Here is a 13792-nt window from a genome sequence, read left to right on the forward strand (position 1 = left end):
CGGGCATGCGCATCAGTATCACCAGTCACAGCCGTCACACGGGGACGACGCGCGGCACCGGGTGGTCGTCTCGCAGCGAAGGGCGGCGACCACGGTTCTGCGCACCCACTCGCGCAGACGCTCACACGGACGGGGCCTGCGAGACCGGTTCGGCGGGATGCGCTGTCGTTCACCGGCCCGCATCCGTCTGGCGACTCTCGTGCGATCGCTCCGTGGGCCCGCGCGCTGATCAAATGGCGCTGAGCATATGCAGTCATCGCGACCCCGCGGCTGTCCTAGGCAGATCTCGGCGGTCGCCCTCGAGCTACCAAGATGCCCAGTCGGCGGTTCGGGGCCGACGTGGCCCTCCGTCGACGCCTTCCCGTGATGAACTGGGGCCCTCACCAGTCCGGCGTCGAATCCGCTAACGGCGCGGGCAGGGCCTCATCCACCCGTCCGCACGGCAGAGCGGTAGGGCTGGAGCCAGGGCGTATCCCCCATCGCTAGAAGTTCGCTCGCGCAGGAGAACTCCGTCGTCAAGCCTGCGACATCGAACCTCGCGGTACCGGCCGGGACCGTGCCGAAGGAGAGCGCGCCGCGAGCGCCGAGTGTCTCGCGACGGGCAATCACCGTGCCGATCTCCGCACCCTTTGTGGCAGAACATCCTCGGCGCGAGCACGCCCAAGGTCTGTTTCGTAGGGATCGAGGGCGTCGACAGCGCGGTCAAGCTGACCCAGCGCACGCAGCACGTTCAGATACGTGCTGAGGGTGACGCCCAGATCGCCTGACTCCAGCTTGCTCAGCGTCGGACGACTGATGCCCGCGCGCTCGGCCAACTGAGCAGAGGTGAGGTTCTGAAGTTCGCGCCAGGTAGCCACATGGCTCCCTACCTTCTCGCCTGCCCGCACTAGACGAGCCTGAGGTGGTCGCGTCGCCATGCCTACTCCGTCCACTGTTAATGTTAAGTTTCAGTGACACTATCGGATTTAAGGTCAACTCTAATTGGCGCTAGAGTCGATCCGACAGTCGCCCGACAGGGCGTTGGTCGCGCGACCGCGACGAGCCGCGGGTTCCGCAGTGCATCAGCGACGCTCTAGGGTTGGGGCGGGCACGCACGAGAACGGCGTTGCCGAGCCCAGCCCGCAGCGTCGGCCCAGGTGACAGCGGGCGGCCACCGCATCACAGCGATGCGCGAGTCGGGTTCGCCATCGCCTACAGGTAGCCGTCAAGCGGAAGGCTCGCCTATAGCCTTGGGCCTGCCGATAGTAGGAGTATGGGCTGGACTCGCCGCCACCAAGAACAGCCGGCGAGTTCTATGCCGTCGTACTACACTGAGGCAGAACTAATGTTTGACCAATCGTCGGACATGTGGTAACGGCGTCGCGAAGGAGACAGATGGCCGGGGTTACGATGCCCGAAGGGCACATCGAAAGTTTCCGCGACCTCAGTCAGATGTCCGCATCCGATCGAGAGGCTGTCATGGCGGCCCTGGGTCGGTCCAACTCGCTCGTTCAACTCGTGCATGCACTCGACGGTCACGTTAGAGAGCCCTCGCGTGCTGCTCAAGCCCTGATCTCGTTCACACGGTGGCGGTATCAGGTCTCCTTGGGCGTCGATGAAGCCTTAGCGCAGGTGCGTGATCAACTCGACGCAGTCGACGAGACGGCCCTGTCGGAGATCGCCAGTGCTCCTTCGTTTCTTGTGTTGGCTAAGACGGTCGACCTGGCTTCAGCGCACACCCACCTGCTCCAGTCGACGCGTATCATCTCCGATCTGCGGCCGATCTTCTCGGACAATCAGGAAGACCCTGAGTTGCTAGCGACCACTGTGGGCCACCAGCTCGTGATCAATGCCTTCCATGGCGACGACCTACAAACCCAGTACTTTGCGTTCGATGTTGACGAACTGCGTGAACTGCGCCAGCAGATTGACCGTGCTTTGGTCAAGCATGAGAAGATTCGTGCTTTCGTGGCCCGCGGGGGCAGTGAAGTTGTTGAATGGAGTGAAGGCGAATGAGCGATCTCGCGACCCCTCGCCAAATGTGGATCCCCCACCGCTGGTCGTCCGAATGGCGCTCCGACAGCATCCACGACGCAGTCCGCCTGTCGCAGGTCCACAACGCCCCGGCTGACATGATCGGCGAGACGCTGGACGCGCTTACTATCCGGGAGCAGTTGCTCCGTTCGCTCAAGAAGACCGAGTCCGACTGGCGTTCGGTCGGATCGCTAGCGCGTGAGGTCGGCACCAGCGAGGCGCGGGTTCGCCGCACCTTGGCCTCGATGTCTGATCAAGTGAGGCAGCCGGTTGCGGCGCGCGGTGAAGAGGTCAACTACTACCGCCTTGCGGCACGCGGACTCACGCGGAAGGAGCGTTGGCGCTACCTGCTCCTTGTACTGTCGCGCCAAGCGCGGTAAGCAAGCAATGGAGTGGTGGTTTGCCGCGATCCTTGGAGCCGGCGGTGGCAGCGTTGGTGTGTGGTTGACCTACCTCGCACCGCATAACCAAGGTCCGTTCCCTCACATCCCGCGCAGCGTGCGTCATGCCCTGTGGTGGGTGTCCAGCATCGGTTGGGTGTTGGTGGGCGCCTTCTGTACCGTCGTCAACAACTACGACAAGCCCCTTTCGGCGTGGACGGCGGTCATGTGGGGTCTGGGCGCGCCGTGGATTTTGCAGAAGATGGTGCAGGTCGCGCAGAACCAGAATCCCCCGGCAACCAGAGTCGACATTGAGGATCGCGCTGAACCTATTGGGCCCTAATCGCAGGCTGGCGTCGGCGATCCGCTCGATGCACGAGACTGGTCGCGACTGGGTTGCGTCTTTGATTGCAGATCTTCTCCATGACCCCTTGATGGTCTTCCGCTGGTGCACGGTCGGACAATCAAGCTCTCGGAAGTGAGAGGCGAGAGCATTAGACCGTGTAGGCAGTAGGCCTGCCGGAACGACTGCACCGCGATCCGGAACTGCTGGTTTGACGCCTAAAGGCCCGCTCGTGGAGCCGGCCTCGAGGGTCGGACGGGCTGGCTTTCGCTTTCAACGCGGCGCTATCACGCGTCCTCTCACAGTGGAGCCGCGGGCGGGACCACAGCGGCGATCTGATCGTCGTCAAGTCCTTAGCCGACAAGCGGGCCTCCTCCCGCGCGGTCAGCGCCGTGTGCATGGCTTGGCTGGCCGCTCGATCGGCGATCCGTAGCCGACCACGTGCCACCACCCGCAGTAAGGACACTGGACCGGTTCTGCCCCCTTCTCAACCCGGGCGGCAACGGCCGCCGCCTCAAGCCGAGTCTCGATCGCCGCACGTTTTGTGCGACAGCGGACACCATTCATATGAGTCGCTACCCCTCTAGCTAGTCCTCGATCTCAACAGCGACATTAGGCACGATGTGCAGGCGGCGCGGGTCAGCTGGCATGTCCTCCCACGTCGCGACACCGCCCACGGGTACAGGACACTCGGAGGCGCTGAGGTGCTCGGCGAACAGCGCAAGTGTGTTGCCGTGATGAGCGGCGGAGGGAACCAGAATCCCGTGGCGGCCGAGTTGGTGCGCGGCTTGGGCGACCTGCTGGCAGGCTCGGTAGGCGGCGCCTGTCCCGACGTTCGGAGACTCGCTGTAGAGGAGGCCGGGTCGGAGAGGCCGACAGCAGTCCCGTGGATGTCCGAACCGGGTCTGTTGGAGGCTTCCCTACCACCGAGGGTGGGAGTCATGAGTCATGGCAGCACCGAGAAATTACCCCGAGGAACTCCGGCAGCGGTCGATGGGGATGGCGGTCGAACTGAGGCGTGGCGCAGCCGCGAAGCCGGACGTGCTGCGATTCGGTCATCATAGGATCGCAACGCGGAGCCCACGCGCCGCGCTGTTCGTCTCCGGAACGTGGATAGGACCTTCGCCAAGTGCATACGTTCGTCGCTGTCTTCAGTCGTTCCTCGCCGATTGATGCCGTTGAGGTCGAGAGGGAGGCTCGCCGCGTCCTGCCTTTCAAAGACTCCCAGCAGGACAAAGTCGCCTGGGTCAGCCATGACGGACGATTCGGCCTCTTCGGATGGTCCAATGAAGGGAGCCTGGCGGCGAAGGTGCTCGTCAACAACGTTGACCGAATCCGTTGCATGACGGGCTACGCGGACAGCCGCCAGCTCGCGGCTGTCGAGATTGCCGGTGCGTCGTCGCCAGGCGTCTGGGCGCTGTTGGAAGTCGCGTCCGGGCAGATCACGGCAAGGGCCTCGGCCTCCGGTTGTGAGGTGCTCTACGTTGCAGAGCAGGCAGATCAAATCGTCGTCGGAAATCGGGCGCTGCTCGCTCACCTCATAGCGGTTGGCGGGGGACGCCCCGTCCCCGACCTCGTCGGGCTCTCGGCGATCGTGACGAGCGGCTACGCGACGACGTCTCGCACAGTCTTTGAGAACGTCCGAGCCCTCACGCCGAATGAACTAGTCCGCGTGACGCCGCGCGGGATCGAGCGGACTGACCCGACCACTCTCCTGCCGCAGCCGACAGATGACTATGCGTCTGCAGCCGAATCGGTGGCGGAAGCCCTGCTCGCAAGTGTCGCTCTCGAGGATCATCAGGACGGTCCTGTCACCCTCGGCCTCACGGGCGGACGAGACTCCCGGCTCATGGCTGCGATCCTGCATCGAGCGGGCGTGCCCCTGATCGCTCGCACATCGGGCGCACCCGAAGATCCCGACGTGGTTGTCGCGACAGAGGTGGCGGCGCGACTCGGACTTGATCATCACCGCAGCCCCCAGCGAGGGGCTGTCCGTGAGGACTCCGGCATTACGGTCGACGTCGGCCAGCGACTCCATGCAGCAGTGGTCCTGGGGGAGGGGATGCTCGGAGCCTACGACTCTGTCGGGGTGATCGACGACCGCTTCCGTCCTGACCTCGCTGCCTTCGGTGGCACTGGTGGCGAGATCCTTCGGGGCTATTACGCAGCAGATATTGCGGATGTCGGCATCTCGGAGATTCAGCGGCGCTACCTAAGGAAGCGCGTGCTGTCTGGCGCCAAGTGCCTCACCAAAGATGCTGCTTCCGCCTACGAGTTGGATGTCGCTCCATGGTTCGACCTGCTCGAGCAGCACGGCCTTCAGGCTCTCGAGTGGTTCTACGTCAATCAACGCACGGGCCGCTGGGCGGGGACCGCCCGAAGCGCCGCCTCGATCGGATCTCTCGCCAGACGCCCGTTCCTAGACCATGTCGTCGTCGAGCGCGCCCGTTCAGTGCCGCTCAGCGACCGAGTCAACGAACGTTTGATCTACGACGTGATGAACACCCTGGCACCTGGGTTGGCTGACCTGCGATTCGCTGGCAAGCGTTGGAAGTTCGATGAGCGGCAGCCCGAGGACCCCGCCGCGAGAGCGCGATGGCATGATCGCGCTCCGCTGATTGGTTCGAAGGGTGACCGTGCTGCCTTCAACTGGCGGGTCGACCTCCCTGAGGTGCGGATGGAGCTTGCCGCGCGCGTCCTCGACGGCGATGAGCGCCTCTGGAGCATCCTCAGTCGCAAAGCAGTCTCGAGCCTCGTCGACAAGGAGAATGTGAGCCGGGCCGAGATGGTCCAGTTGTGGAACATGGCGACGGTCAGCGAAGCCCTGGCGACCGACTTCGGTGTTGACATCCAGTTCGATCGAGTCCCGACGCCCATCCGAGCTGCGCTGCCCGCTGCGGTTCCAGCCAATGCGAAGGATCCTTGGAGGGCTCGCGCCCGTCGCATGGTTCGCAGGGCGGGAGCGCGTGCTCTCAAGCGCCTGGGGCGGTAGCGCCACCCGCGCGCCCGGGCCCGTTGCGCAGTTGCGACCCTCATCTTTCAGTGCATGCCGGTTCAGGCTCGGGCGCGCCACAGCTGGGCGGTCGGCGCTAGGTCGAGCGAGGAGTCGTCCAACACCAGCAGTACGTCCTCGCGGTCACACGGAGCCCACGGGGCCATCCGAGAGCGCACGGACTGCGGCTTCGCGTCCTTGGCCCGACTCGTATCACCTGCTATCTAGAGGTGGCCGCTGCGGCAGTGAGGCCCTCCGCATTGGCTCGATCGGTCGCGGCGTGGCCACCTGCGCAAAAGGGAACGTGCTGCCGACCAAGTGCTGCCGTGTCGGTCTAGACCACCGGGGGTATTTTGCACTGGCCTTGAGTCTCAGGGTCTTCTCAGATTAGTTTCGCGTCGGCTCGTCGTTGGTGGGCCTATCGATCGGGGGATGGGCATGCAGATGACGAAATTTCGTGCGCGCGTAGTCGAGATCGCAATCGCTGGGCTCGTGGCCTCAGCGCTCGGCGGCGTACCTGCCGCATCAGCCTCGAGGCTCCGAGCCAACACCGGATTCTCGACTTCGCTGCCCACCGTCGGTGAGGTAGGCGCGGTCGACGTCGAGCCGATCGACGGGACTGCAAGCGCGCCCGAGAAGTTCGCGTCGCCCGACCTGCCCGACGACCTAGGGGACCTACCTGCGGGAGATGGGTCGGCGGCGATCACGACGTCGTGGGCCGACCTCGGCGAGGTGCCGGTCGAGGTACGTGCTGCCGATGAGGTCACGGTACTTCCGGCCGATCCGACGCAGGGCGCCACGACCGAGGACCTTCCAAACGGGGCGATCTCTGGCGCTCCGGTCGAGATCTCCGTCGCCCCAACGAGCGAGAACCAGACCCCGGGACTCGTTGTGGACGTTCAGGCCTCCCCTGGCACATCAGTCCCTGCCGTGCCTGGAGCCACAGAAGGGTCCGACCCGACAGTTGCCCCGAGCCCGGAGACAAATGAGGCTCCGGCCGCGAACCGATCGGCAGGTGTTGCCTCGCGGACCGCGACCCCGTCCGGCGACACGCCAAGCGGTCCCACTTCTCTGAGCGACCTTGCAGATCAGATTATCGAGGGCACGGGCTCCGACGGCGGCGCAGCAGAGGTAGGAGACGATGCGCAAGCAGTGGACCTCCGGATCTCGTACGCAGACTTTAGGTATGCCTTCGGGGCAGACTGGGGATCGCGCCTCCGAGTGGTCGCCTACCCGGAGTGCTTCAAGACGACCCCCGAGCTGGCTGAGTGCAGCCAAGGCGTCGTCGTCCCCTCCAAGAACAACGTCGCAGCACAAACCCTGACGTTCACCACGGTCGACCTCTCCACCAACGGCGCACCAGGCTCCACCGTGGAGCCAGCGGTACCGAGCGGTCCGGACGGTGCGGCACCACTTCTGTCCGGCGATGACGCTGCCCCGGCCACTGAAGGCTCGGATCCGGTATCGGCTCCGGCGCAGCGGTCGAGTCTCGTCGGCTTTCACGGTGGCCGACAGGCGCCGATGAGCGCAGCCCATCTGGGATCAGCAGGGGTGCAGGCCTTGCAGCAAATTGTGGCTCCCATGCTGGTTCGCGCGGCGGCGACCAGCGGAGGCACCACCTACGTGGTGTCCGCTTCTGCGGCCGGCTCGAGCGGGAACTACGGTGCGGAGCCGACGAAGCCCTCTGACTCGTGGCAGGTCGGTGACGGCAGCGGTGACTTCTCCTACGGATACCCGCTGGCACTTCCCGCGCCTGCGGTTGGCGGATCGACCCCGGAGCTGTCGCTCGCGTACTCCTCGGGGTCGGTCGATGGGATGAACATGGCTGAGAACGGTCAGGCGGGCATGGCTGGTCTCGGCTGGAACTTGTCGTCCTCTTACATCACACGCGAGTTCGCGAACTGTCTGGACGACGGCCACACCGGGTTCGCTGACTTGTGTTGGAAGAGCGTCAACGGGGAGCTGTTCACCCAGTACTCGATCGTCCTCAACGGGCACTCGACCACGATCGTCCGCGACTCCTCTGACGGCACCCTTCGGCTGCAGGACGATCCGGGTTGGACAGTGCAGAAGGTCGCCGGCAACGGCAGCGACACCAGCCTGCCGAACAACGCCGACACAGGCGACGAGGCCATCAAGGTGATGGACCCCAACGGCACCACCTACTGGTTCGGCTTCGGGTGGGGGACAGACTCAGTGCTGACGGTCCCGGTGTTCGGTGATGACCCGGGCGAACCCTGCTACGACGCCAGCGACATCCACACCTCCTGGTGCCGGCAGGGATGGCGCTGGGGATTGGACAAGGTCGTCGACCGCAAGGGCAACGTCACCCTGTACGACTACGCTCGCGTGCAGAACTACTACGGGCGGTTCAACCAGAGCGGCACCGCCAATCGAACCTCTTATGACCGCGACGGCTACGTCACCACGATCCGCTACGGATTCAACCGCGGGGCCAACACCAGCCCCAACTCGGCCACCGCCTACACCAAGGTCAACCTCGATGTCCGGCCGCGTTGCGTCGATGCCTTGACCAAGCCGGACGAGAACTGCACCGGCACCAAGGGACCCACCGCTGATCCATCTGGTTGGCCTGAGGTGCCCACTGACCTCCTGTGCACGTCTGGTCAGACGAGTTGCTCCAACTTCGCGCCCTCGTTCTTCTCCACTGACCGCTATGACGCGATTCGCACCCAGCGGATCAACGGCGCTACGACCTACAACGTCGACAAGTACCAGCTGACGTTCGCGCTCCCCGATGATCCTGACAACCCCGGAAATCGTTCGCTCTGGCTCTCCAAGATCCAGCGCACCGGCCAGGACCCCACGACTGCTGACATCACGCTCCCCAGTGTCGGGTTCAACGGCGTGTGGCTACGTAACCGTGTCGATCCTGCGCCGGGCACAAGCACCTTCCAGAAGCTGCGCGTGGACTCGATTCGGACCGAGACCGGCGGTCGGATCGATGTGACCTACGGCCACGACACCGACCGCGACTGCACCTCCACCAATGTCGACGGCCTGCCGCGTTATCAGTCGATCAACGGTGCACGCGAGTGCTATCCGCGGCTGCTGCCACAAACCGACAAGTGGGGTTGGTGGCACAAGTACGTCGTTACTCGCGTCGCGCTCGGCGATGACGCGATTGGATACCGGCTGGGTCAGGCGGCCACGAGCGCTCCGATCAGCGCTGGCCGGCTACGGGTCTATGACTATGAGTATCTGGGCGCCCCTGGATGGCGCTATCGCAGCAGCCTGTTAACGGACAACAAGGCAGAGACCTGGGACGATTGGCGTGGCTATAAGCGAGTCGTCACTCACACACGCCGCGTGGGCGCCGATCAGGTCGTCGACAGCCCGCTGGTCGACGTCGCCCGCCGGGACCTCACTGTGTTTCGTGGACTCGACAACACCAAGCTGAACAACGAGCAGAACACCTTCCGAGCCGAGACGATCACGACGGCCTCTGGCGAGTACCTCGACAGTGAGTGGCGCAATGGGCGCGTCGCGCAGACCGTGGATCTGGACGATGGCGGCCAGTCACTCTCCCGCGTCACCCACGAGTACTCCGTCTACAAGACAGCAGACTCCAACGTCACCCCAGACGCCTTCTACACGTACGAGTCGACTCGGACAGAGACGCCCCGAATTGGCGGCGACGATCAGATCACGACCTGGACCGTTGACGATGGTGGCGGCAACCATCATGGCAAGCTTCTTGGAGCCATCCGGACGACCGTCAAGAACGGCGGCACTCCGAGTGACGCCAGTGACGACCTCGCGACCTGTAACTTCTGGCTCACGAGCAGCTCAACCGCACTGCGCGTTCCCGAGGAGATTCTTACCAAGCAGGGTGGCTGCCAGAGCGGTGCAACCATCCTGGGCCGCACCGACTATTTCTACGACGGCGACCAAGCCGGCGGTGCTGCACCGACCGCAGGGGACCCCAACTACACGACCGTGTACGCCAGAGACACCGTCGGCTCAGCCATCACGACCCTCACGAAGTGGGACGCCTACGGTCGCACGATCACGTCCCGTATTCCCACTGCAGGTCTGCCCGGTGGCGCCATTGATTCAGCCCCTTACACGGCGATCTACTACAACAAGGCCGACGGCGACGACAACAAGTTCCTCACAGCAGTGCAGACCAAGTCGCCTGCCCCAAACTCGACGACACCAGGCTTCTCATCCTTCCAGAACCTCTCCCGCACCCGGGCTCTGGTCACGTCCAGCGCCGACCCCAATGGTGCCCTCACAACCATTGACCGTGACGCGCTTGGTCGCCCGACCAACATCTGGCTGCCTGGACGGTCCAAGAGCGCCAGCGACCTGGCGTCTACCACCTACACCTACAGTGATTCGGCTTCGGATCCAGGGCGTGTCACAAGCGACGTGCTGCGTACCGGAACCACACGCGACCGGACCCTGTCCTTCTATGACGGTTGGGGACGCCCGTTCCAAACGTCCACGCTGAATGCCGCCGGCGGCAGTACCCCGCGAATCGCCAGCATCGACGCCTTCGACGAGCGGGGCCAGGTGTGGTTCGCCAGTCCCGGCTTCCCGATTGCCTCTAGCAGCATCGCTGTCGTTCCTTCTTCAACCTCAGATATCGGCAGCTACACGACCGCATCTTTCGATGCACTCGGGCGGCCCACGAAGGTCAACGAGAAGTCCAACGGTGCAGTGATCCGTAGCACTGCAACCACGTACGGTCTCCGCAGTGACACCGTCGCCATCCTCAGTCCATCAGGCTCTGCGGTATCGACGACTAAGAGCGTCTACAACCCTCGGCTCGAGATCGCGAACGTCACCCAGTACGCCGACGGGAGCTCTCCCAGCAGCACCCTCGACGACGGCTACGCCGCGTACACCTACACGCCTACCGGCCAGCTCGACACCATCTCAACCCCATCGAGCAGCGGAAGCCGATCCAGCGACCCAGTCACCTACGACTACGACTACGACCGTCTAGGTCGCAAGACCAAGGCCACCGATCCTGACACTGGCGTTACCACCTATGGCTACGACGAGCGAGGCAACTTGACCTCGGTCGACGACCAGCTGCCCAACGACGTCAGCGCTGGCGCAGCGGGCGGCATCCTCGCCACCACCTACGACGCTCTCAATCGGCCGATCGCGAGAGTTCAAAAGACGACCACCAACGGCACCTACCCGCTCGCTGACTGGGCCTACGACGCCACCGGCGTCGCCAACGGCCTCGGTCGGACAGCGTCGACTACGAGCCACACTCCCCTGGGAGACTTCACTAGCCGATTCGACCGGTACGACGCGCGCGGCAACCTGCTCTCGGTAACTGCGATCTACCCGGCAGTCCTCACAGGAGAGGACGCCTCGGGATCCTCAGGCATTCCGTCAGGCGCGGTCTCGAAGACCACCACGCAGACCTACAACGAGCTCAGTGAGATCGCCAGTACTACCTATCCTGCAGTCCCGGGTCTGGCCGAGCTGACCACGACCAACCAATACGCCAGCCACGGCGTCTTCACGGGCGTCACGGCGTCTACGGCCGACGGTCTTCGCACGCTGGCCGCAGCGACCTTCGACAGCCTCAATCGGCCGCTCGAGGTCAGGTCGACGTCGACTAGCGGTACTTCGGATCCTCTGCAGATGAAGCGGGTCTACACCTGGACGCCTGATGGCCAGCTCGACACCCTCGCCGCTAAGGCCCTCAACGGCACCGCCTCGTACGACCAGCTGAAGTACGACTACAGCTACGACGTCCTCGGCAATCCAGTCAAGATTGCCGGACGCCGTCAGGACAGTGCGACCAGCACTCCAAACTTTGGGGCGTGGTGTTACGGCTACGACGGGATCAACCGACTCGCATCCGCCAAGACTGCTATTGCCAGTCTGGACGGCAGCGGGAATCCTTCGACTGGCTGCGCCACGGCCACGACAGCCACTGACCGTGCAGCCGTAGCAGACGTGACAGGCCAGAACTACGACCTCTCTTACTCTTACGCGCAGACACGCCTCAAGACGGTCACCGGGATAAACACTGACGGCGCCGCTGCTTCCAGTGCAGTCAGTACCTTCGACTACCCGGCGTCAGGTGCGCACTTTCATGCTCCCAACAGCATTGCTCGCACCGGGGCAATGACTAGTGGCCTCCCGAATCCGACCGAACTGACCTACGACGCCGTAGGACGAGCCGTAACCCAAAAGCTGCCGTCAACCGACGGATCTGCCGGCACAACAGTCAGTTCGGCCTACGATCCTCAAGGGAACTTAGGCACCGTTCGAAACGCCTCATCCACGGGCATCAACATCGAGAACGCCTACGATGCCAGCGGGATCCGGGTCGTACGGAAGAGCACGTCCGACACCGTCGTCAATGTTGCGGGTGCCGAGATCACCAAGCCCGTCGGCGGTGCGAAAGCTACGTCTCGTCGAACCTTCACCACGCCCGGCGGCACCCCTCTTGCGCAAGTGTCGAGCGACGGTGCCAGCGAGGCTTGGACCTGGATCCTGGCAGACGAAACGGATTCGCTCAGGCTAGCTCGGTCAGCCGGCGGCAATTCCACTTCAACAGCGCCGCCTCAGATCTATGCCTACTTCCCCTTCGGTGATCCGGCATCTTCGGCGCTTCTAGCGGGCGAGCGCGGCTATCTGAATAAGCCCCATGACCCAGATGGGACGATTCGACTCGACCACCGGTCTTACAACCCCAACGTCGGACTGCTGCTGGCGCCGGATCCACTCATGATCCCGGGCAACCCGCAGAGCTTGAACGCGTACGCCTACAGTCGAAACAATCCCATCGGGCTTACCGACACGTCCGGCTTGCTCAGTGATGATCCGAACGCGCCCTGTATGACTTGCACCGGAAATGACAAGAACGGCCAGCCCAAAAATGGTGGCAAAAACCCAGGAAATCCGAACTTCTCCAACTATGGAGATCGTAATAATCATGTGAACCCTGGGCCGATCGTCGCCTATGCGACGTGGGTCAAATCGGTGCACGATGCCGAGCAGGACTACCCAGATGCGCGTGTGCCGAAGATTAATGGAGTCGGTAACGATTGGGTCTTCATTGGAGGCACGGGTGATGAGCCTTACGACCCGGTCGGCCCGTTCTTTGAGGATCTGCTTAATTCGGCCAACGCCTTCCTGGCGGTCGGGGATATTGCGGGAATTGCGGTTACCGGCGCAGTAAGAGTCGGCGCCCGCGCGGCCGCCAAGAGTACGGCCGCAAACAGCGGCTCGGCCCTCTCGCGGGCCTCCGAGGCGGCGTTCCGGGCAGCCGACAATCCGGGGGCGATCTTCGTCAAGAACAAGCATCTCGCCTCCGCAGGAGGCAACGGAGCCAAGTTCGCCACTGACGACATCAGCCAGGTCCAGGGATGGATCTCTCGCGGGCTGCAGTCTGACGGCGTGCAGTTCCTCCCGAACCAAGTCGATGACACCTTCCGCGCGATCGTCCCTGGAGGTGGGGTCGTCGGCACTCGCGGTCAGGAGTTCATACGCGTCATCGTGACCGGAGACGGCCGGGTCATCAACGCTTTCCCCGTCAACGTCAGGTGACCGCCATGGAGATGACCTACGACCACCTGAACACCGAAGAGCTTCAGGGCACCACCCAGACCGACTACTTGGTCGCGCTCGACGCTCACTTCCGCCTTGTCGAAGACGACGTGACTGTTTACGACGAGCCTGGCTTCCCGGTCGTCGAGCTGGCCCGGAGTTTGCTGGTGTGGCTTCGAGACCCGGACCTCAGCGACTTCGACTTCGACTCGATGTCCTACGAAGAGGTCGGCTCGCTCGCCATCCGTCGATCCGATTCGGGCTGGACCTTCAGCTCGACCTTTGTCCCGGAGGCGGTCTCCGGTTCGGTCGATCGAGCAGAGGTCGATCGGTGCTGCCGTACGTTTGTCGCCCGGGTTGAGTCGGATCTGCGTAATCTTGGCCTCGATCCGGATGAGGTGATCGGGCGGTGAAGCGAGTCGTGCTCGTCGTTCTAACGACTCTCGCCGACTGGCTTGGAGTGGACTTGACCCGCTCCGGTGGACACGGTTTTTCAGGCCGAGGCCTGGTCTTCGA

Annotated in this window: 6 protein-coding genes and 1 pseudogene; 5 read left to right on the forward strand and 2 right to left on the reverse strand. The window is 63.7% G+C overall.

The genetic code is table 11. The features are described 5' to 3' along the window. Positions 1–605: 605 nt before the first annotated feature. A complete protein-coding gene (locus ACZDWJ_RS19205; protein WP_463523710.1) occupies positions 606–857 on the reverse strand; it encodes a helix-turn-helix transcriptional regulator in 252 nt (83 codons plus the stop codon). Positions 858–1374: 517 nt separating this feature from the next. Here ACZDWJ_RS19205 and ACZDWJ_RS19210 point away from each other — a divergent pair. Next, positions 1375–1995, forward strand: coding sequence for a hypothetical protein (locus tag ACZDWJ_RS19210; RefSeq protein ID WP_463523712.1), 621 nt, complete (start codon positions 1375–1377; stop codon positions 1993–1995). Then, positions 1992–2393 (forward strand): hypothetical protein, encoded by a 402-nt coding sequence (locus ACZDWJ_RS19215; protein ID WP_463523714.1) that lies wholly within the window; start codon positions 1992–1994, stop codon positions 2391–2393. The genes ACZDWJ_RS19210 and ACZDWJ_RS19215 overlap by 4 nt, the downstream gene beginning before the upstream one ends. 930 nt (positions 2394–3323) lie before the next feature. On the opposite strand, the pseudogene ACZDWJ_RS19220 reads toward ACZDWJ_RS19215, so the two are convergent. Further along, a pseudogene (locus ACZDWJ_RS19220) lies at positions 3324–3545 on the reverse strand (RES domain-containing protein); the annotation flags it as partial. Between the two features lie 320 nt (positions 3546–3865). Between ACZDWJ_RS19220 and ACZDWJ_RS19225 the strand changes: the two are divergent. From ACZDWJ_RS19225 to ACZDWJ_RS19235, 3 genes are all read left to right on the forward strand, one after another. Further along, entirely contained in the window at positions 3866–5728 is a 1863-nt protein-coding gene (locus ACZDWJ_RS19225; RefSeq protein ID WP_463523716.1) for an asparagine synthase-related protein, read from the forward strand. Between the two features lie 432 nt (positions 5729–6160). Next, positions 6161–13276: an RHS repeat-associated core domain-containing protein gene (locus ACZDWJ_RS19230; protein WP_463523718.1), complete on the forward strand. Its 7116-nt coding sequence runs from the start codon at positions 6161–6163 to the stop codon at positions 13274–13276. Between the two features lie 5 nt (positions 13277–13281). Then, complete coding sequence (locus tag ACZDWJ_RS19235; RefSeq protein ID WP_463523720.1) at positions 13282–13689, forward strand: DUF7878 domain-containing protein; 408 nt, start codon at positions 13282–13284, stop codon at positions 13687–13689. Positions 13690–13792: the final 103 nt, after the last annotated feature.

The sequence above is a fragment of the Nocardioides sp. B129/18 genome (assembly GCF_055282735.1).

Bases quoted from the DNA above. Each gene is read 5' to 3' on its own strand.
- ACZDWJ_RS19210 (WP_463523712.1), top strand. From the start codon at position 1,375: ATGGCCGGGGTTACGATGCCCGAAGGGCACATCGAAAGTTTCCGCGAC.
- ACZDWJ_RS19215 (WP_463523714.1), top strand. From the start codon at position 1,992: ATGAGCGATCTCGCGACCCCTCGCCAAATGTGGATCCCCCACCGCTGG.
- ACZDWJ_RS19230 (WP_463523718.1), top strand. From the start codon at position 6,161: ATGGGCATGCAGATGACGAAATTTCGTGCGCGCGTAGTCGAGATCGCA.
- ACZDWJ_RS19235 (WP_463523720.1), top strand. From the start codon at position 13,282: ATGGAGATGACCTACGACCACCTGAACACCGAAGAGCTTCAGGGCACC.